This is a genomic window from Pseudomonas sp. MHK4 (assembly GCF_054600775.1).
The window spans coordinates 593375-612537 of record NZ_BAAIAK010000001.1 but is presented as its reverse complement, the minus strand read 5'-3'; the positions used below and the strand labels follow the sequence as shown (position 1 = coordinate 612537).

Annotated in this window: 15 protein-coding genes and 2 pseudogenes; 6 read left to right on the top strand and 11 right to left on the bottom strand. The window is 58.7% G+C overall.

Annotated elements, in window-relative coordinates:
• Positions 1 to 9: 9 nt before the first annotated feature.
• Together ACYP2Q_RS02590 and ACYP2Q_RS02585 are read right to left on the bottom strand one after the other, a co-directional pair.
• On the bottom strand, positions 10 to 1110 hold the full coding sequence (locus ACYP2Q_RS02590) for a polyamine ABC transporter substrate-binding protein (protein WP_459729035.1): 1101 nt from the start codon (positions 1108 to 1110) through the stop codon (positions 10 to 12).
• Positions 1111 to 1216: 106 nt separating this feature from the next.
• Complete coding sequence (locus tag ACYP2Q_RS02585; protein WP_447763585.1) at positions 1217 to 2032, bottom strand: carbon-nitrogen hydrolase family protein; 816 nt, start codon at positions 2030 to 2032, stop codon at positions 1217 to 1219.
• A 129-nt stretch (positions 2033 to 2161) separates the two neighbouring features.
• On the opposite strand from ACYP2Q_RS02585, the gene ACYP2Q_RS02580 reads away from it, so the two are divergent.
• Complete coding sequence (locus ACYP2Q_RS02580) at positions 2162 to 2971, top strand: helix-turn-helix transcriptional regulator (protein WP_447763583.1); 810 nt, start codon at positions 2162 to 2164, stop codon at positions 2969 to 2971.
• A gap of 176 nt (positions 2972 to 3147) precedes the next feature.
• On the opposite strand, the gene ACYP2Q_RS02575 is transcribed toward ACYP2Q_RS02580, so the two are convergent.
• A complete protein-coding gene (locus ACYP2Q_RS02575; protein ID WP_459729034.1) occupies positions 3148 to 3789 on the bottom strand; it encodes a DUF998 domain-containing protein in 642 nt (213 codons plus the stop codon).
• Between the two features lie 153 nt (positions 3790 to 3942).
• Between ACYP2Q_RS02575 and ACYP2Q_RS02570 the strand changes: the two genes are divergently transcribed.
• Positions 3943 to 4812 carry a LysR substrate-binding domain-containing protein gene (locus tag ACYP2Q_RS02570; RefSeq protein ID WP_459729033.1) on the top strand — a complete coding sequence of 290 codons (870 nt, stop codon included), beginning with the start codon at positions 3943 to 3945 and terminating at the stop codon, positions 4810 to 4812.
• Positions 4813 to 5199: 387 nt separating this feature from the next.
• Here ACYP2Q_RS02570 and ACYP2Q_RS02565 read toward each other — a convergent pair whose 3' ends face one another.
• Entirely contained in the window at positions 5200 to 5847 is a 648-nt protein-coding gene (locus tag ACYP2Q_RS02565; RefSeq protein ID WP_459729032.1) for a dTMP kinase, read from the bottom strand.
• A gap of 169 nt (positions 5848 to 6016) precedes the next feature.
• Here ACYP2Q_RS02565 and ACYP2Q_RS02560 point away from each other — a divergent pair.
• Both ACYP2Q_RS02560 and ACYP2Q_RS02555 read left to right on the top strand, forming a co-directional pair.
• Positions 6017 to 6486 (top strand): annotated as a pseudogene (locus ACYP2Q_RS02560) (isochorismatase family protein).
• Between the two features lie 162 nt (positions 6487 to 6648).
• Positions 6649 to 7554, top strand: a complete 906-nt coding sequence (locus tag ACYP2Q_RS02555; protein WP_459729031.1) for a LysR family transcriptional regulator — start codon at positions 6649 to 6651, stop codon at positions 7552 to 7554.
• Here the strand turns inward: ACYP2Q_RS02555 and ACYP2Q_RS02550 are convergent.
• Together ACYP2Q_RS02550 and tcuC are read right to left on the bottom strand one after the other, a co-directional pair.
• On the bottom strand, positions 7544 to 8320 hold the full coding sequence (locus tag ACYP2Q_RS02550; RefSeq protein ID WP_459729030.1) for a substrate-binding domain-containing protein: 777 nt from the start codon (positions 8318 to 8320) through the stop codon (positions 7544 to 7546). The genes ACYP2Q_RS02555 and ACYP2Q_RS02550 overlap by 11 nt on opposite strands.
• Before the next feature lie 25 nt (positions 8321 to 8345).
• On the bottom strand, positions 8346 to 9638 hold the full coding sequence (tcuC, locus tag ACYP2Q_RS02545; RefSeq protein ID WP_459729029.1) for a tricarballylate/proton symporter TcuC: 1293 nt from the start codon (positions 9636 to 9638) through the stop codon (positions 8346 to 8348).
• 272 nt (positions 9639 to 9910) lie between these two features.
• Here tcuC and ACYP2Q_RS02540 point away from each other — a divergent pair, with 272 nt between their 5' ends.
• On the top strand, positions 9911 to 12316 hold the full coding sequence (locus tag ACYP2Q_RS02540) for a glucose/quinate/shikimate family membrane-bound PQQ-dependent dehydrogenase (protein ID WP_459729028.1): 2406 nt from the start codon (positions 9911 to 9913) through the stop codon (positions 12314 to 12316).
• A 103-nt stretch (positions 12317 to 12419) separates the two neighbouring features.
• Positions 12420 to 13712 (top strand): carbohydrate porin, encoded by a 1293-nt coding sequence (locus ACYP2Q_RS02535; protein ID WP_459729027.1) that lies wholly within the window; start codon positions 12420 to 12422, stop codon positions 13710 to 13712.
• Positions 13713 to 13756: 44 nt separating this feature from the next.
• On the opposite strand, the gene ACYP2Q_RS02530 is transcribed toward ACYP2Q_RS02535, so the two are convergent.
• From ACYP2Q_RS02530 to ACYP2Q_RS02510, 5 genes and pseudogenes are all read right to left on the bottom strand, one after another.
• The gene (locus ACYP2Q_RS02530) at positions 13757 to 14080 is read right to left on the bottom strand and encodes an AMP-binding enzyme (RefSeq protein ID WP_459729462.1); all 324 of its coding nucleotides are present in this window, start codon (positions 14078 to 14080) and stop codon (positions 13757 to 13759) included.
• Positions 14081 to 14203: 123 nt separating this feature from the next.
• Positions 14204 to 15319 (bottom strand): annotated as a pseudogene (locus ACYP2Q_RS02525) (AMP-binding protein); the annotation flags it as partial.
• A 67-nt stretch (positions 15320 to 15386) separates the two neighbouring features.
• The gene (locus ACYP2Q_RS02520; RefSeq protein WP_459729026.1) at positions 15387 to 16637 is read right to left on the bottom strand and encodes an OprD family porin; all 1251 of its coding nucleotides are present in this window, start codon (positions 16635 to 16637) and stop codon (positions 15387 to 15389) included.
• A 168-nt stretch (positions 16638 to 16805) separates the two neighbouring features.
• Positions 16806 to 18128 carry an MFS transporter gene (locus ACYP2Q_RS02515; protein WP_459729025.1) on the bottom strand — a complete coding sequence of 441 codons (1323 nt, stop codon included), beginning with the start codon at positions 18126 to 18128 and terminating at the stop codon, positions 16806 to 16808.
• A 211-nt stretch (positions 18129 to 18339) separates the two neighbouring features.
• Positions 18340 to 19152, bottom strand: coding sequence for an HpcH/HpaI aldolase/citrate lyase family protein (locus tag ACYP2Q_RS02510; RefSeq protein ID WP_459729024.1), 813 nt, complete (start codon positions 19150 to 19152; stop codon positions 18340 to 18342).
• Positions 19153 to 19163: the final 11 nt, after the last annotated feature.

Genomic DNA, 19163 nt, shown 5'->3' with positions numbered 1-19163 from the left:
GGACGGCACTCAGGTGCCGCTTTTCACCTTGCTCCAGAGCCGGGTACGCACGCGCTCCAGTTTGAGTGGCAGCGTCTCGAGCGGGTAAAGCGTGGCCATGACGTCTTTGGAGGGGTACACGCCCGGGTTGTCGCGCAATTGCGGATCGATGAAGGCCGATGCGTCTTTGTTGCCGTTGGGGTAGCCGACGTAGTTGGAACTCTTGGCAATCACTTGCGGGCGCAGCATGTAGTTGATGAAGTCATAGCCCTGCTGCGGGTGAGGCGCGTCCTTGAGCAGCACCATGTTCTCAAACCAGACCGGCGCGCCTTCTCGCGGAATGCTGTAGGCCAGATTGACGCCGTTGTTGGCATGGTCGGCGGTGACTTTCGCGTTGTAGACGGAGCCGCCCCAAGCGACCACGGCACAGATATCGCCATTGGCCAGGTCCGTGGTGAATTTCGAGGAATCGAAGTAGCGAACGTAGGGGCGGATCTTGCGCAGCAAGTCCTCGGCCTTGAGGTAATCCTCGGGGTTCTTGCTGTTCGGTGGCAAGCCCAGATAGTGCAGCGCGATAGGCACGATCTCGACGGGTGCATCCAGCATCGCCACTCCGCACTGGCTGAGTTTTGCGATGTTTTCTTCTTTGAAGATCAGGTCCCAGGAATCGACCGGAGCGTTCGTGCCTAACAGACGCTCGACCTTGGTCTTGTCGTAGCCAATGCCTGTCGTGCCCCACATATAGGGGACCGCGTAGCGATTACCCGGATCATTGCCTTGGAGTTTCGCCAGAACGTCCGGCGCCAGGTGCGACCAGTTGTCCATACGTCCACGATCCAGTTCCTGAATCACGCCGGCCTTTGCCAGGCTCGGCAACAGGTCGTCAGGCACCATCACCACGTCATAACCGGTGCGTCCGGCCATCAACTTGCTTTGCATCACTTCGGCATTGTCGAAGGCGTCCCAGACGAGCGAGATACCCGTATCCGTCTGGAACTCCTTGGGCGTTTCCGGTGCGAGGAAATCCGACCAGTTATACAAGTGCACGCGCGGCGGTTCGGCCCACGCGACGCCGAGACCGCCTGCGAACAATGCGACAAGACTGAACTTCATTAAGCGGGGAAACTTCATGGGATGCTCCTGGCTGACTGCACGTTCGTGGCAAACGCACCCCCAGCTGACTGTTGCTGAATTATTGTTATGGGTTGAGCTGCGCCGGTCGATGTAGCGCCTTATTTTAAGGAATCAGCAGTTCGCGTCGGCCATCCGCATGCTCAATACGCTCCCCCGCCAACTGGAAGCGCTGGTCTTTGCGGTAGTCGTAGACGGCTCGGGCATCGGCGAGTTGCGTCATGTCCAGCTTGATCACATGGCGGCTCTCCTGGCGCCCACTCTCGAGCAATACATGACCAAAGGGGTCAATCACCGCACTGCCCCCGGCGAACACCGTGTCGTCATCACCCGGGCCGACCCGGTTCACCACCACGGCAAATACCTGGTTTTCCTGGGCACGCGCGGTGATCGAGGTGCGGTGCACGTGACCGTAAGGCTCCATGTTGCCGTCGGTGACCAGGATCAGCTCGGCGCCGAGGGCTGCGACGGCCCGCGCCGTTTCCGGGAACTCGGTGTCGTAGCAGATCAACAGACCGATGCGCACACCACGCCACTCCACCGTGCCATAGCGGTCGCCAGGCAATACCAGGCCAGGCTCGGAAACCCAGAGGTGGGTCTTGCGGTAGCTCAGTTGAATACCTTCGGGGGTGATGAAAAGCGTCGTGTTGTAAAAATTCCCGCCATCGTTTTCGATCAGCCCCACCACTACCGCCACGTCACGCTCCAGTGCGGCCTGCTGGATGGCCAGGACACTGGGGCTATCCAGCGTCAGAGCCTGTTCGGCAATGTTCTGGTAATTGAGGAAACCGGTGATTTGCGCTTCGGGAAACAACACGACATCGGTGTCAGGCGCACATTGGGCGATGGCCTCCAGCGTGCGTCGCAAATTGTGCGCGGTGTCGCCATCGCGCCCCGCCAGTTGTAGGAGTTCGAGCTTCATATTCGGACCTTGTTATCAGGGTAAATCCCGGTCAGGAAGTAAGTGACTTTTGCAAAAGGTCGATGCAATTATGCGTTTTGCCAGCGATTTTCCTATCACGTCGAGTGATTAACCCCAGGGGGTATATGCATGACACCAACGCTCCAGGACATGGCCTGGCATCGCTCTGCCGGTCAATTGATCGAACACCTGGACAAGACTGACTTCTGGCGAAGCCTGAGCCGGCTGATAGGCGAATACGTTCCGGTCGATACCTGGGCGGTGCTGCTGTTCAGCGACGGCCGCCCTTTTGCCTTCGCCGAGAGCCCGTATCAGGGCGAGGGACCGGACCCTCTGTTCCACGATTACATCAAGGGCCTGTATCTGCTCGACCCCTTCTACATCGCCAATCGCGAACAACCAGCCACCGGGCTGTACCGCTTGGCGGACGTGGCACCGGAGCGCTTCAAGGAGACGGAGTACTACGAACGCTACTTCACTCGGTACTTAGAGCAGGATGAATTGCAGTACAACGTGCAACTCGATGAGGCCCGTAGCTTGTGTCTGTCATTGGGAAGTCGTCAGTTATTCACGCCGGAACAGATTTCGTTGCTGGAAATGATCCGCCCTTGGGTAGTAGGCCTGATGCGCCAGCGCATGTTTTTCGAAAGCGCGATGGCTGAAAGCGTCCCTCGCCAGACGCCGCGGTGGCAAGACAATCTGGAAGAGGCAATGGTGCGCCTCGGTACTCCCCTGACCGCCAGAGAGCTCGACGTGATCCGTTTGATTCTCAGTGGCTGTTCGAACAAGGAAGTGGCTAGCAAGTTGAGCATTTCGGCAGAGACCGTGAAGGTCCACCGCCGGCATGTCTACGCGAAACTGAACATAAAGTCGCCGCAAGAGCTGTTTTCACTATTTCACAAAGCGCAGGTTGAAACGCTGGGTAGGGAATCGACTTAGCCCGCTTGACCTTGCCACTTTGACTAGGTCGACAGTAGTAAATGCACGCAGGCAAAACAAGGAATACGCCACGCTGCACGCTTTGCTTTCTCTACCTGGAGGCTAAAAGTTGCTTGGCATGAATGACAGCTATATTGGGTCGTTTTCTACCCCTCGCAACAGGCAGAAATCGGCCATTAGCGGACGCTGGCCGTGGCTGGCTCACTGCGAAGTGCAGTCCAGGCCAGAGCAGCGATCCAGATGACGGAAACGCCGTAATTGAGTCGCTGATACAGACCAAACCCATGACCGTTACCGAATGCCTTGGCCATCATTGCAACTGTCGCGAGAGCCAGGATTACACAGAGTGCCGAGAGCCATCGGAACCCTGGCGATGACAGCAATCTTTTGCTCAAAAACAACCACAGCACGCTCGCCATCGTCAGCGAAAGAAACATCACCAGTCCCGCAATGTTATGGATCTGCTGAGAAATTGAAGGCTGCGGCGGTGCGCACCCCTCATCACAGGAGAAGAAACCAGTAGCGAAACTAGCCAGGCCGTGGAGCAATATAAACGCGGCGCTGACCAGGGCCAAGCGCGAACCTGCGTACCGTCGCGCTATACCCAGGGCGAAAAGCCCGAACAGTACCCCTAAGGGAAAATTGTTCACCCACGCCGAATACCTATGAGTGGGAGCCCCTACCGCCCCTAACTGGCTCATCGCCTGGTCAAGGTGGCTATAACCCGGATAGCCAAGCGAGGTAAGCGACACGCCAGCGAAGAGCCAGAATGGAATCAGTAGCCCCAAGCCCAACAAGCTCCGGTCAGTGGTATTCACGGTACAGCACTCCTTTGTCATATCTGTGATAAATCCGTCTCTCACGAAATGGCCTCATACTAGGGAGACCGCCGGCCAGTGCGTTATCGATTTTTTTGCAAGACAGCTTGCGCATGCGTCATCCTGTCGCCCCTCGAACCATGGATGGCCCCGATGGCCCGACGCCTACCCAGCACCTCTGTGCTGCTTGCCCTCGAAGCAGCCGCACGCCACCAGAGCTTTGCCAAAGCGGCCCAGGAACTTTCGCTTAGCGAAGGTGCGATCAGTCGGCAGATCGCCAAGCTGGAAGAGTTTCTCGGAATACGGCTGTTCAACCGTGTCGGCAATCGAGTCGAGTTGTCTGGCTATGGTGCGAGCTATGCGTCTCAGATCCGCGCTTCACTGGCCGACATCGAACGACACACCTCCCAGCTCATAGCCGACTCACGAGGCATTCCCTCGCTGGAAATCGGCATCATTCCCACCCTGGCCAGCCGTTGGCTGATCCCCAGGCTCACCCGATTCCAAAAGCGCCATCCGGAGATCGGAATCAACCTGCGAGAACGGACACAGCCCTTTTCGCTGGAGGAAAGTGGCTTGCAGGCCGCGATCAACTATGACCACCCAATCTGGCACACAATGAAAGTGCAGCCGCTATTCGAAGACCCGATGGTCGCCGTCTGTCATCCCGGCCTGGCAAACGAAGCCCCCGAAAGCATGCCGCTGCTGCACAAACACTCAAGCCCCTACAGTTGGGCTCGTTACGCGAAGCTTGTCGGATTGTCGCTCAGCACTGGATCGACAGGCCCAACTTATGATCGCTACGGCTTACTGATCGAAGCGGCAAAGGCCGGTATCGGCATGGCACTGGTACCTGGTTGCTACGTCGAGGAAGATCTACTGGGAGGTAAGCTCGTAACCCCTTGGCCAACAACTGCGCAACTGTGCGAACGCTACGTGTTGGTGACTCGCCCGACGACAGAAACCGCTCCAGCCCTGGCGAAATTCGAACGCTGGTTGATCGACGAAGCTACCGCGAGATAATCGATCAACTTCAGCCCTGGGCTGGAATGGTCGGGGTGCTTGGCCGTTTTGATGTTCTGCTGGGCCGGACAGTTCGGAAGCTGCAGCCCGGTTTCCATGAACTTGGACCGATGAACATTTCCATGCCATTAGCCTTCGGACGTGCCGCAGAACATAGTAACGGCCTGCCTATGAACATATGACATGGCCCACTAGTTAAATCATATACTAGGTGGTTCCCCCGCTTATGTCGGCAGCACCTGAAATCTGAGATTTCGAATAAAACCGTAGATCTGAAAATCAAGGCGTTACCTGGCGCGGCGAATCCGTGTGTCTTGGCGTGCACCTATCTCAATCGCATCCTAACTATCGCAACTTGAAGGACAGCTACTCGGCGCTGACTGCACGTCAGTCGAAGCTTTGCGCGGGTTGTACCTGCGGCTTGCATCGAAGGACTCTTTGAATCTCAGAAATCACCTGCATCGTGGCGTCTTCGATCGTTCCTTCATTACGGCATAAAACCCAGTCGTGATCTGCAATCGCTCGCTCGAACGCCTGGGTACATGCAACATGGTCTTCCAGCTTATGGAGCACCGTACTGCTCAGCCCACGCCGTCGTGCCGCTGCCCTCGCCCAGGAAATATCAGGGTCAGTGACAACGCCGACATGCAGGTCCGGCACTTGCACGTTTCGATCCATGTTCAACTGCAGAATCTCTGCAAACGGGACTATCCGGCGAAATGCGGCATCAGACGGGTACCAGCGATCGATCAAGATGATGCTGCCGGGTGGCTGTTTAGCCAGCACGTGCCGGGAAATCCAGGTACGGCTATCAGCCAGGCGCTCGCAGACCCCCAACTCCAATTCCCGGCTGGGATTTCTGACGAGCTTGTTAACGAGGGCCATTGTTTCACCCCTGTAGGGATCGCTTTTTTTCTCGCAAAGTCGGATCACCTTTTTGTTGTCTGCCCTCAGTACTTTCGTAACGGCCTCCAACAGTGTGGTTTTGCCGGCTCCCTTGGGCCCATCCAGAGAAACAAACAGCGCACGATTCATTTTTCACATAACGATTGATGTACGGTTTTTTACCCGGCTCGTTCGCGGGAACCGCTTGGCGCGACGACGCGAATCGAGTGGAGGGTCCTGATGCACAGATCTTGATCAACACTCTAACCCGATTGCTGGCTAACGGGCCCCAAAATTTGGGGACTACGCCGCGGAAGTTCTGTTGGTCGACCATCAAACCAGTCTGATTTCACTTGTTCAGCACTTTTCACCCAACGAGTTCAAGAACAACGTGCTGGCCTTGGCAGACGTTGCCAGGTTTTTCGAGCTGCCGACCATTCTCACCACCAGTTTTGAACAAGGCCCGAATGGCCCATTGGTGCCCGAAACGAAGATTTCGTCACGGACGTCTGCGTAGCGTTCCCTACCCTCTCTGCACTGGCAGAAGGTTTTGAAGTGTTCGTGGTGACCGACTCTTCCGGTACGTTCAACACCACTGTGCAACAGGCATCCTGGAACCGCATGACACAGGCCGGTGCTCAAATGATGAATTGGTTCTCGGTGGCCTGTGAGCTACAGCGCGACTGGCGCAACGACATCGAAGGCCTGGGTAATCTCTTGTCCCAGCGCATTCCTAACTACCGCAACTTGATGAACAGCTACTCGGCATTGACTGCACGCCAATCGTAAGTCTGGTTTTAAACCCAAGGCCCGCTTCTGCGGGCTTTAGGCATGGGCTTCATGCGCAATCGCTACATGCACGTCATAAATTTAAATTCAGTTAGATTGTGCATTAGTTGCATTTACTCTTAGGTTAAACTGATCAATCTGCCTGTTCCCGAGTATATGCCTATGGCCATCAACTTCGACCTTCACGATTTGCAGGCTTTTCGCGCTGTCGTCGAGCAAGGCAGTTTTCGAAAGGCCGCCGACACTGTGCGCATCTCTCAACCTGCCCTGAGCCGGCGGATCGATAAGCTTGAAGATGCCTTGGGTGTGCGGTTGTTCGAGCGCACTACGCGTAAAGTCAGTCTGACTCAGGCCGGGCGAAGTTTTATTCCCAGCGTCGAGCGCTTGCTGGATGATTTGGATGTGGCGTTGCTGGGCATTAGCGAAGTGGCTTCGACCCGGCTTGGCCATGTCACTGTCGCCTGCGTACCGTCAGCGGCTTACTACTTCATGCCGCGGGTGGTTGCGCATTACCACCGGCAATTTCCACGTATCAAAGTCAAAGTGCTGGATTCCAGCGCTCACGACGTGCTCAGTGCAGTGGTCAATGGCGAAGCAGATTTCGGCCTGAGCTTCATAGGCACGCTGGAGGCTGAAGTCGAGTTCGAACCGCTGGTGCAGGAAAGTTATGTTGTCGCGTGCCGGCGTGATCATCCGTTGGCGGGTCGCCATAGCGTGAGCTGGGACGAGTTCTACCAGCAGGACTACATCTCGCTAGACAAGACGTCGGGCAATCGCTTTCTGCTCGATCAGGCGCTGACCGGCATCATCCCGCAGCGCCAGAGCATCTGTGAAACCCGGCATGTGACGACGATGATCGGTTTGGTGGAGGCTGGGCTGGGGGTAGCGGCGGTGCCGCTGATGGCGATGCCGGCAGCGGATCATCCGATTTTGACGCGGGTGCCGCTGACCGATCCGCAGGTGATGCGCAGTGTTGGTCTGATCAAACGCCGAGGTCGTACATTGACCCCGGCGGCGCTGGAGCTGGAGCGCTTGGTGGTGGAAATGAAAGTTCAGATCAGCGACTGACCGAATCCAGGCCGGTGGCCTTTACGTCCGTTTGTGCATCCGAGGACGCCAGGTATTCCAGCAACGCCCTGGCTTGAGCAGGGTGTTGCGCACCCACGGGAATTCCGGCAGCGAAACGCGTCACCGACTGCACCGGCTCCGGAATCTTCGCCACAAAACTCACGCCCGGCACTGGCAGCAATTCGCTGACCTGCTGAAAGCCCAGTTGGTAGTCACCAGTGGCGACAACCGTACCCACGGGAATCTTCGGGATCATTTTCGATTTAGGTTTGAGCTGGTCTTCTATGCCCAGGCGCGTGAACAGTTGATTTTCGATGTATACGCCGCTCGCGCTGTCTGAATAGGCGACAGACTGCGCGTTCAGTAATGTCTTTTTCAATGCATCGACGGTACTGATGTCCGGTTTCGGTGCTCCTTCGCGCACCACGAGACCGATCCGCGAATCCGCCAGCTCTACCCGTGAGGCGGGATCGACTTTGCCTTGCTTGATCAACTCATCGAGGGCATAACCGACCATGATCACTACGTCAGCTTTTTCTCCGCGAGAAAGACGGTTGGGAATCGCTTGCGGCGCCTGGCCCATCGACGGGCCAAGCGCGGTATCGAGCGTGTTGCCGGTAGACGCTGCAAATTTAGGACCGAGGATTTTGTAGGCGGCGGTGAAACCACCAGACGTCATCACGCGGATTTCCTCCGCCTGGACTGCGGTGCTCAGCCCGAGGCTGGCCACCAGGGCGAAGGCGGCAACATTGAATAGCTGTTTCATCGTTGTTTCTCGCAAATGGGCGGGATCAAGAAATCGCGGGTTGCAAACGACCGGTCGAACGGCGATAGAGATAGAGCGTCGCGCACAGGGCACAGAGCGCCGCGAAACTCATCCAGTAGCCTGGTGCTGCCTTGTCGCCGGTGTACTGAATCAGGAAGGTCGAAATCGCCGGTGTGAAACCGCCAAACACCGCTGTCGCCAGGCTGTACGCCAGGGAGAAACCGGCGACGCGGACTTCGACCGGCATGATCTCCGTGAGCGCTGCAATCATCGCGCCGTTGTACAAACCGTAAATGAACGACAACCACAGCAAGACCAACAGCATGTTGACGAAGCTCGGCGCGTTCACCAGGTACGTCAGCGCTGGATACGCGGTGGAGAGGGTCAGCAGCGCCATGGCAATCAGAACCGGACGCCGACCTATACGGTCAGATAATGCACCGCCAATGGGTAACCAGAAGAAGTTTGAAACACCCACCAACAGCGTCACCAACAACGCGTCGGATGTGCTCAGGTGCAGCACGGTTTTGCCGAATGTCGGCGCGTACACGGTGATCAAGTAGAACGCGGTAGTGGTCAGTGCCACCATCATCATCCCGGCAAATACGATCACCCAGTTCTGCGCGAGGGTACGGAACACATCGCCCATACTCGGCCGGTGTTTGCGCGCGGCGAACTCCTCGGTTTCTTCCAGATTGCGACGCAGGAAAAAGATGAACGGGACGATCATGCAGCCGATGAAAAACGGGATTCGCCAGCCCCAATCGGCAATCATCGCTGGCGCCATCCACTGGTTCAGTCCGTAGCCCAACGCTGCTGCGACGATGATCGCAACTTGTTGGCTGGCCGATTGCCAACTGGTGAAAAAACCCTTGTTGCCGGGCGTGGCAATTTCCGAGAGGTACACCGAGACACCACCCATTTCTGCACCGGCCGAGAAGCCTTGCAGCAAGCGACCGATCAGCACGATGGCTGGGGCAAACAGTCCGATGGTTTCGTAACCTGGCACTAGCACAATCAGGATCGTGCCGCTGGCCATGATCGACAGCGTCACGATCAGGCCTTTGCGCCGACCTACATCATCGATGTAAGCACCCAGCACCACCGCGCCCAATGGACGCATCAGGAAGCCAGCACCGAATACTGCAAAGGTCATCATCAGGGAGGCAAATTCACTGCTGGCCGGGAAGAACACGGCCGCAATCTGCGTGGCATAAAAGCCGAAAAGGAAGAAGTCGAACTGTTCAAGGAAATTACCCGAGGTGACCCGGAAAATCGCATTGGCGCGTGAACGCCCGGAAGCAATTGATGTTGTCATTGACCTGTACTCCACCGCTTTTATGACGTGCACCGCCTGTAGGCGCTGCACGGTTCTTATTGGCGAGAATGGTGGAGCAGGCAGACCTATTTGATAAGTGCATTGTTGGCATGCATTGATGCGCTTAACGCATCAACGCAAATCCCTGGGGCGCACTGTCATCGATCAGGCGCGTCATTGAGCAGCGAACTACGCTTCATCAAGAAATTATGATTTAACTAGATAGTTACCTAACTATATAATGCCCCCCTCATTTCAACGGGACATTCAACGTGAAGCAGAGTCAACGCCTCTCGGGCATATCAAAATTCATACTGGTCGGGCTGGGCGTGATCATCACCCTCCTCGGCCTGGCGCTTGCTGCTGGCGGCGTGAAGTTGGTCAGCCTGGGAGGGTCTTGGTACTTCCTGGTGGGTGGTCTGGTGATGGCCGTTTCCGGTCTGCTGATCGCCCGCTTCAAACTGGCCGGTGCCTGGTTGTTCGCTGCGTTTGTGCTGGGCACGGCGATCTGGGCCGTGAGTGATGCAGGGCTGGTGTTCTGGCCGGTATTCTCGCGCCTGTTCATGTTCAGCGCCGTTGGCCTGGCGGTCACGCTGGTCTACCCGCTGCTCAAGCGTGCCAATGGTGGCATCCCAGGTCGCGGTGCCTATGGCGTCGCTGCTGTGTTGGCGATTGCGCTGGCGGTGGCGGCTGGCAACATGTTCGTTGCGCACCCGACTGTCGCCGCCACGGGCACTGGCCCGGGCCTGACGCCCGTCGAGCCAGCCAACGCGCAAAAGGACTGGGCTCACTACGGTAATACCGAGGGCGGTAGCCGCTTTGCTGCGCTGGATCAGATCAACCGCGACAACGTCGACAAGTTGAAGGTAGCGTGGACATACCACACCGGTGACGTCGCCGAGAGCGATGGCAATGGCGCCGAAGACCAACTCACCCCGCTGCAGATCGGCAACAAAGTGTTCATCTGCACCCCGCACAACAACCTCATCGCACTGGATGCCGACACCGGCAAGGAACTCTGGAAAAACGCGATCAACGCGAAGTCGAAAGTCTGGCAGCGTTGCCGTGGCATGGCTTATTTCGATGCCACGAAGGACATCGCTCAACCGAGCAATTCGAGCATCATCGAAGCCAAGCCTGCTCCGGCTGCCAACTGCCAGCGCCGTCTGCTGACCAACACCATCGATGCCCGCCTGATCGCGGTCGATGCCGACACCGGCGAGTTCTGCCAGGGGTTTGGCAACAACGGTCAGGTCGATCTGAAGGCAGGCCTGGGTGATGTTCCGGACAGCTATTATCAGTTGTCTTCCGCCCCGCTGATGGCGGGCACCACCGTGGTGGTGGGCGGTCGCGTGGCCGACAACGTGCAAACCGACATGCCGGGCGGCGTGATCCGTGGCTTTGACGTGATCACCGGCGCCATGCGCTGGGCATTCGACCCGGGCAACCCGCAGGATCGCCAAGCGCCGGCCGACGGCAGTACTTATGCGCGTAGCACGCCGAACAGCTGGGCGCCGATGTCCTATGACCCGGCGACCAACACGGTGTTCCTGCCGATGGGCAGTTCTTCCACCGACATCTATGGTGTCGAACGCAGCAAGCTCGATCACACCTACGGCGCCTCGATACTGGCGCTGGACGCCACCAGCGGTGAAGAACGCTGGGTGTTCCAGACCGTGCACAACGACCTCTGGGACTTCGACCTGCCGATGCAGCCGAGCCTGATCGACTTCACCAAGGACGGCAAAAGCGTACCGGCGCTGGTCATCGGCACCAAGGCCGGGCAGATCTACGTGCTCGATCGTGCCACCGGCAAGCCGCTGACCCAGGTTGAGGAAGTACCGGTCAAAGCCGCCAACATCCCCAACGAACCGTACTCGCCAACCCAGCCGAAATCGGTGGGCATGCCGCAGATCGGTGCTCAGCACCTGACCGAAGCCGACATGTGGGGTGCAACGCCGTACGACCAGCTGTTGTGCCGTATCGATTTCAAATCGATGCGTTATGACGGCCTGTACACCGCGCCGGGTACCGACAAATCGCTGAGTTTCCCAGGTTCGCTGGGTGGCATGAACTGGGGCAGCATCTCCACTGACCCGGTGCACGGTTTCATCTTCGTCAACGACATGCGCCTGGGGCTGTGGATTCAGATGATCCCGTCGCAGAACAAAGGCCAGGCCACTTCCGGTGGCGAAGCGTTGAACACTGGCATGGGCGCCGTTCCACTCAAGGGCACCCCTTACGCAGTGAACAAAAACCGCTTCCTGTCGGTCGCCGGCATTCCTTGCCAGGCACCGCCGTTCGGCACGCTGACCGCCATCGACATGAAGACTCAGAAAGTCGCCTGGCAGGTTCCGGTCGGCACCGTTGAAGACACAGGTCCCCTGGGTATCCGCATGCACCTGCCGATCAAGGTTGGTCTGCCGACCCTCGGCGGCACCCTGTCGACCCAAGGTGGCTTGATCTTCATTGCCGGTACCCAGGACTTCTACCTGCGCGCCTTCAACAGCGGCAACGGTGAAGAGGTGTGGAAAGCCCGCCTGCCAGTCGGCAGCCAGGGCGGCCCGATGACCTACGTCTCACCGAAGTCCGGCAAGCAGTACATCGTCATCACCGCCGGTGGTGCGCGCCAGTCGACCGATCGCGGCGACTACGTGATGGCCTACGCCTTGCCGTAAGCCGCCGTGCCCGCCTCACTGGCGGGCAACTCCTCTGTGCGCGGCACCTGCGGGTGCCGCGCCGCTTTGCGCAATCATTCAAGATTCCACCAGGAAGACTCACATGTTTTTGGCTGTTCGCTTTTCCCATGCAGGCTGGGGCTTGCTGCTGGGCCTGACCTGCTGCGCCACCCTGCCCGCCTTCGCCGATACCGATTCGAACCTTTTGACCCGCGCTACCCTGACCGGTGATTGGGGTGGTCTACGCCACCAGATGGATCAGGACGGCATCAAGCTCACCGGCGAATACAGCGGCGAAACCGCCTACAACGCCGATGGCGGCCTGCACCGTTCGGCCCGTTACTCGCAGAACATCAAGCTCGGCGCGCAGTTCGACCTGAGCAAACTGTATGGCGTGGATAACGCTGGCAAGATTCAGCTGACCATCAACGACCGACGCGGCAATAGCGCCTCCGAGGATCTGGTCGGCAACCGCCTGCCCATCCAGGAAAACTACGGCGGTCTCTACACTCGCCTGACTGAACTGAGTTACGAGCGCAGCCTGTTCACCCCGTCGCTCAACGTGAAGCTGGGTTACATGGCCATGGGCAACGACCTCGGTGGCCTGGACAGTGGCATTCTCTGCAACTTCATGAACGCCGGTTTCTGCGGCCATCCGCTGAACATGTCCGGCGGCAGTGGCTGGACCAACTACCCCAACGCCCACTTGGGTGCACGCGTGAAGTACGACCTGTCGTCGTCCTGGCAGCTGCGCGTGGCGGCCTTCAATGTCGATCCCGAGAGCAACGGCAATTCCAGCCGTGCCTGGCATCCGGGCCCGAAACATACGACTGGCACCGTGGTGCCGATCGAACTGGTGTACAAGCACGCAGGTGAGTTGCCCGGCGAGTACAAAGTTGGCTACTACTACGACAGTTCCGACGTGAAACGCATCGGCAGCGATAAGGAAGTGTCCGGCCGCGGTGGTCATTACCTGCTGATTGACCAGGCCGTGTGGCGTTCGCAATCGTCCGAGGGCCGCAGCCTGCACGCCTTCGGCCAATACTCGGCAGCCAGCGAAGCGGCTTCACCGTTCAGCAAGTGGTACGGCACCGGCGTGGTTCTGTACAAACCGTTCGAAGGTCGCCCGCGCGACACCGTCGCCCTGGGCTATGGCCGGGCGGTGCCTAACCCGCGCAGCCGCGATGTGCAGGAGGACGCCGCGCTGGCCAATGGCACAACGTTCCCGAATCTGGACAGTGCCGAACAACTGGTCGAACTTGGCTACGGCTACCAGGCCACTCCCTGGCTGACGCTGCGCCCGAATGTGCAATACATCATCGAACCGGGCGCGTTTTCCGGGCAGGACATCGACAATGCGCTGGTGCTGGGTTTGCAGGTGAAAGCTGCGCTCTAAACCTCTTGAAAGCCAGGGAAAAAGATCGCAGCCTGCGGCAGTTCCTACGCAATCCCCCGCGACTGGTTTTCCCAAAACGGTTTGCGTAGCTCGGTTTTCAACACTTTGCCGACGCTCGATAGCGGCAGTGATTCGCGGAACTCGATGCTGCGGGGGACTTTGTAGCCCGCGATGTACTGACGGCAATGAGCGATGATGTCATCGCCACTGACGCTGCAATCGGGTTTGAGAATGATCACGGCATGCACGGTCTCGCCCCACTTCTGGCAAGGGATACCGATGACCGCGCTTTGCACCACTGCCGGATGGCGGGCAATGGCTGTCTCGACTTCGGCGCTATAGATGTTTTCGCCACCGCTGACCACCATGTCCTTGAGCCGGTCACAGACGAAAACAAACCCCTCCTCGTCCATGTAGCCACCGTCACCGGTATGCATCCAGCCACCGCGCAAGACTTCGGCGGTGGCCTCGGGCTTGTTCCAGTAGCCGAGCATCACGTTCGGGCCGCGGACGGTGATCTCGCCCACTGTTCCACGGGGGACCTCATTGTCCTGGGCATCGACGATACGGATTTCGACGCAGGCCGCTGGCAGGCCCGCCGAATACATCCTGCCGTTAGCCTGACACTCGGGTGAGTGATGCTGCACACCCAGGGTGGTCGCGGTAGGTGCCAGTTCGGTCATGCCGTAGTTTTGCGAGAAACCGGCATTGAAAAAAACATTACGCGCGCGGTCAAGCAACGCCGGGGTAATGGATGACGCCCCATAACAGATACGCTTGAGCGATCCGACTTGCAGTGCATGGTCCTGACTCTGGTACCAGTCCAGAAGCATTTGGACCATCGTCGGTGCCAGCAAAATCTCGGTAACCTTTTCCTGGTCGATGGCCTAAAGTGCCCCCTTGGGCGTGAACGACGGCAAGACCACATGGGTGCCGCCGCTGACGAACAAGGCCGCCATCGCGGAAAAGTCGGCCAGGTGAAACATCGGCATCGAGTGCAGGAACACTGCATCGGCCCCGCAACGGCCATGCATCAGGGCATTCATCACCGTGAAAGCGATGTTGTCATGACTGAGCATCACGCCTTTGGGAAAACCGGTGGTACCGCCGGTGTAGAAGATGCCCAACAGTTGATCGCCACTACGGCGCGCATCCTCAACTGGCTCGCTGGCGGCAATCAGGGTTTCGTAATCGAGCATGCCGGCGGGGGTTTCACCGTCACCGGCGTAGATCACCTGGCGCAGGGTTTTTGCCTCTTGCAGGATCCTCGCGCCAAGCGCCTTGTGATGATCATCGACAATGAGGATGGCGGTCTCGGAGTCGTCGAGAGAGTAGATGATCTCCGCCGCACTCCAGCGGAAGTTCACCGGGTTGAGCACGGCATCGGCCCAGGGTACCGCCAGAAAATACTCGATATAGCGCTGGCTGTTGAACGCAAGCATGGCCACTCGATCATTGCTCTGGACACCCAGGCGTTTCAGCGCTCCGGCAAGGCGGGCTACCCGGTCAGCGTATTGCGCGTAAGTGGTGCTACGGCCATCGGCACGAATGGCCACGGCATTGGGACGACTTTGCAGATGACGATGCAGCCCTTGAGTGATGTACATGGGTCTCTCCGGATGGTTGGGGTTGTTGCCTGGATCTGGAACGGCGTGGAGGCGGATGGATGCGCGGTCACCACAGTGCCAGGGAATAGCTGAGAATCAGGCGGTTCTCATCGATATCACTGCCAAAGTCAGAACGGGCACTCGCGTTTCGCCACAGCAATGAAAGGTTTTTCAGCGGGCCGCTTTGAATCGCATAGGCGATATCGGTGTCGCGCTCCCATTCCCGGCCATCCTCTGCCCTGGCGCTCACTTCGACGTTTTTGCCCTGCACGTAACGCGTCATGAACGTCAGGCCCGGCAAGCCCGATGCGGCGAAGTCGTAGTCGTAGCGCAATTGGTACGAACGCTCTTTGGCGGAGCCGAAATCGCTGACCTGCAACAGGTTGACCAGATAAGGATTGGTCGCGGTGAGGTAGGCGAATCCCGTGTCACCGTCCATTTGCTGGTAGTAGAAACCGAAGCGGTGCGCCTGGTAGCTGTAGGTAACCGCAGCCCCTAGCGCACGATTGTCCACCTCACTGGCACTGCCATCGGCGCTCTCGTGGGACCAGCGTAGATCGGTGCGTAATGCATGCCCTGGCGCGATGGGCCAGCTATGCACCAGCGTCGCCACCAGTTGCTTGTAGACATCCTCCAGAATGCCGTAATGAAGTCCCGTGCTCAGCCCAGGGGTCCATTTGTAGTTGCCCCCCACAAAATCGAAGCGATCGGATTTAAGCCCTGGGGTGGTACGACTCGCGGTCAGGGATTCGTTATCCGAGGAGTCGCGCTGGTTGACCTGGCGCAATTGGCCGAGGTCCAGGGTCAGCCCGTCAAGCTCTGTGGAGTTCAGCCAGGCGCCCTCGAACGTCTGAGGCAACAGGCGGGTGTCGTTGAACATCACCAACGGCAAAAGCGGGGTCAACGTACCGACCTTCAGCACGCTGTTCGACACCTTGAGTCTGGCGGTCAAGCCCAACTCGCCGTATTCATCTTCGGCGCGCCGCGTTTCACGGTCGCGTTGCAACAAACCGGTGCCGCCACTGCGCCCAGGACTGGAGTCGAGCTTGACGCCCAGCAATCCCAGGGCATCGACTCCCAGGCCGACCGCGCCATCGGTGTAGCCAGACTCGGCGCGCAGGATGAAGCCTTGTGCCCACTCCGCAGACAGGTTCTGCGGTGCACCGGCCTGGCGAAAATCACGATTGAGATAGAAGTTGCGGGTCAGCAGGCTGGCGTGGCTCTGCTGCACAAATTCGGCCCGCACCGCAGGCGAAGCCAGCAGAGTGACCAGCAACGCCCCTGACGAAGAACACCAGCACAGTTGCTTTACATGCATTTCAACATCTCTTCTTTTTTGCAGTCCGCAGCAGATTGTCCAGGGCCCGTTTCGGCGCCTGAACAACTGCCAGTCAGAAATTGCAGGTGAGCTGTCTCGCTGCCCCTGGAGCAGGGACATCGAGTGACCGTTAAAAGTGGATGTGGAACAGAAGCGTCAGTGCCGCTTTCAGCGGTTGAGCCTGAGCAACCGGGTGGGCATGCAGGCGAGAAACAGCCCGCATCCCAGAATGATCAAGACGCCAACGGACGCCAAGCCCACGCTCAAACTGCCCGTTTCGGCCATGATCCATCCCAGCAACGCAGCGGAACCGAAACCGGCGGCCCCGGCGCCGACACTGCTGATGAACGCGATCCCGGTCGCCGCAGTATCCTTGCCCAGATAGGTAGGAGGAATGGTCCAGAACACCGGCGTCGCCGAGTACACGCCCGCCGCAGCAAAGCACAGCATCAAGAGCGTCACCGGCACACCGATGTCGGGCAAGCTGAGGACAAGGAAGGCGATTGCCGCCATCAGGGATGGGACAATCACATGCCAGCGCCGCTCCAACAGGCGATCGGAGCTGCGGCCAACCAGATACATCGTGATGGCCGCCGTCAGATAGGGCAGCATCATCAACATGCCCAGATGCTTGAGATCCGTGACCCCGGCGCTCTTGAGTATCGACGGCCCCCAGGTGCCGATGACCGCCGAGCCTACGCACACCGCACAATAGACCAGCGCCAGTAGATAGACACGCAGGTCACGCAATGCGCTGAATGCCCCGCTATGCCCTTTGGAGGTCTTGAGCGCCTGGTCATTTTCCAGATCCTGGCGAATCAGTTCGCGTTCGGCTGGTGACAACCATTTGGCTTTCTGCGGCGAATCGTCAAGCACCCAAAACACCGCCAGACCGAGCAATATCGCCGGTATCGCTTCGATCACGAACAACGCCTGCCACCCGCGCAGGCCGAACAAGCCATCGGCCTCGTGCATGATCCAGCCGGATACCAGGCCGCCCAGCAAACCTGCCGTAACGATCGCCATCAACAGGATCGAACTGATGCGCCCGCGGCGCGCCGCCGGGAACCAGTAGCTGAGGTACAACACGACACCGGGGAAAAAACCGGCCTCGGCGGCACCGAGGCAGAAACGGGCCACATACAGTTGCATGGGTGTCGTCACCAGGCACGTCAGCCCTGAAGCCAGGCCCCAGATGATCATGATGCGGGTCAGCGTTGCACGTGCACCGATCTTTTGCAGGTACAGGTTGCTCGGCACTTCGAACAGCAAGTAGGCCAGATAGAACAGGCCCGCGCCCAGGCCATACACCGCTTCGGAGAAACCCAGGTCCTGAGTGAACTGCAACTTGGCGTAGCCGATATTGGCACGGTCGATGTAATTGATGACGTAACAGATAAAAAGAAACGGCAGCAGCCTGAACGTGACTCTGCGGTACAAGGCATCGGCGTTGACCACTTCGGGAGGTGCGACGGTGTTCAGTAAAGTCATGAAATAACCTCGATATTATTATTTTGATTGTTATCGCTGCACTCACTTGAGCGGCTCGAGGTTACGTCAGGTAAACGTCCGGTAAGTCCTCCCCCTACCGGGGGGGTAATGTTCGTCGAATCGCGGGCAAGCCAAGCTCCCACAGGTTCTGCGCAAACCCTGTAGGAGCTGTCGAGTGCAACGAGGCTGCGATCTTTTGATCTTTTAATACCTAGCCCATCGCCAACAACCTTCGCGCCCTCCCCAACACGGGTGCATCGACCATTTCCCCTTCAACCTTGAACGCGGCCTCGCCGGACTCGGCCGCGCTCACCACGCGTTGCGCCCACGCCATTTCTTCGGCACTGGGTGCCATTGCTGCATGCACAACGGGCACCTGGCGCGGATGGATGCACAAGGCACCGCCCATGCCCATGTCGCGGGCACGGCGCATGGCCGCGCCAAGGCCGGCGTCATCCTCGAAACTCGGGTAGACACTGTCCAGCGGCGGTGGCAGGCCGTTGACCCGTGAATGCAGCAACAGCGCAAAACGGGTCTGGTCGAACAGCGTTTCCACGGCTGGACTGCCCACCTTCCATCCCAGGTCGAGTGCCAGGTCCAGTGCGCCGAACGTCAGGCGATGTACCCCGGTGCACGCGGCGATTTCGGCGATAGAGAGCATGCCCCGGGCGCTTTCGATGATGGGCCAGACCGCTTTTGCGCTGGCGGCGACATGGTTTACCTGAGCGGCGGACTCGGCCTTGGGCAACAGGATCCCGACCACGTCCGGATGCTGACGGCACACCTCAAGGTCGGCCTCGTGCTCCGCGGTGCCAGCGGCGTTGATCCGCACCAGCAGCTGCACGCCCCGGTTCCACTGGATGAACTGCGCCAGGTGCTGGCGCGCTGCTGCTTTTTGCGCGGCGGGCACGGCGTCCTCGAAATCGATGATCACTGCGTCGGCGCCACTGGCCAGCGCCTTGGCGAATCGTTCAGGACGATTGCCCGGCACGAACAGTGCCGAGCGAACACATAGACTGGACATACACACGTCTC

What these genes read in the sequence shown, in the direction of transcription:
- ACYP2Q_RS02555 (WP_459729031.1), top strand. Translation starts at nt 6,649, where the DNA reads ATGGCCATCAACTTCGACCTTCACGATTTGCAGGCTTTTCGCGCTGTC.
- ACYP2Q_RS02565 (WP_459729032.1), bottom strand. Translation starts at nt 5,847, where the DNA reads ATGAATCGTGCGCTGTTTGTTTCTCTGGATGGGCCCAAGGGAGCCGGC.
- ACYP2Q_RS02570 (WP_459729033.1), top strand. Translation starts at nt 3,943, where the DNA reads ATGGCCCGACGCCTACCCAGCACCTCTGTGCTGCTTGCCCTCGAAGCA.
- ACYP2Q_RS02550 (WP_459729030.1), bottom strand. Translation starts at nt 8,320, where the DNA reads ATGAAACAGCTATTCAATGTTGCCGCCTTCGCCCTGGTGGCCAGCCTC.
- ACYP2Q_RS02530 (WP_459729462.1), bottom strand. Translation starts at nt 14,080, where the DNA reads ATGGTGGTCAGCGGTGGCGAAAACATCTATAGCGCCGAAGTCGAGACA.
- tcuC (WP_459729029.1), bottom strand. Translation starts at nt 9,638, where the DNA reads ATGACAACATCAATTGCTTCCGGGCGTTCACGCGCCAATGCGATTTTC.
- ACYP2Q_RS02515 (WP_459729025.1), bottom strand. Translation starts at nt 18,128, where the DNA reads ATGACTTTACTGAACACCGTCGCACCTCCCGAAGTGGTCAACGCCGAT.
- ACYP2Q_RS02585 (WP_447763585.1), bottom strand. Translation starts at nt 2,032, where the DNA reads ATGAAGCTCGAACTCCTACAACTGGCGGGGCGCGATGGCGACACCGCG.
- ACYP2Q_RS02510 (WP_459729024.1), bottom strand. Translation starts at nt 19,152, where the DNA reads ATGTCCAGTCTATGTGTTCGCTCGGCACTGTTCGTGCCGGGCAATCGT.
- ACYP2Q_RS02580 (WP_447763583.1), top strand. Translation starts at nt 2,162, where the DNA reads ATGACACCAACGCTCCAGGACATGGCCTGGCATCGCTCTGCCGGTCAA.
- ACYP2Q_RS02535 (WP_459729027.1), top strand. Translation starts at nt 12,420, where the DNA reads ATGTTTTTGGCTGTTCGCTTTTCCCATGCAGGCTGGGGCTTGCTGCTG.
- ACYP2Q_RS02520 (WP_459729026.1), bottom strand. Translation starts at nt 16,637, where the DNA reads ATGCATGTAAAGCAACTGTGCTGGTGTTCTTCGTCAGGGGCGTTGCTG.
- ACYP2Q_RS02590 (WP_459729035.1), bottom strand. Translation starts at nt 1,110, where the DNA reads ATGAAGTTTCCCCGCTTAATGAAGTTCAGTCTTGTCGCATTGTTCGCA.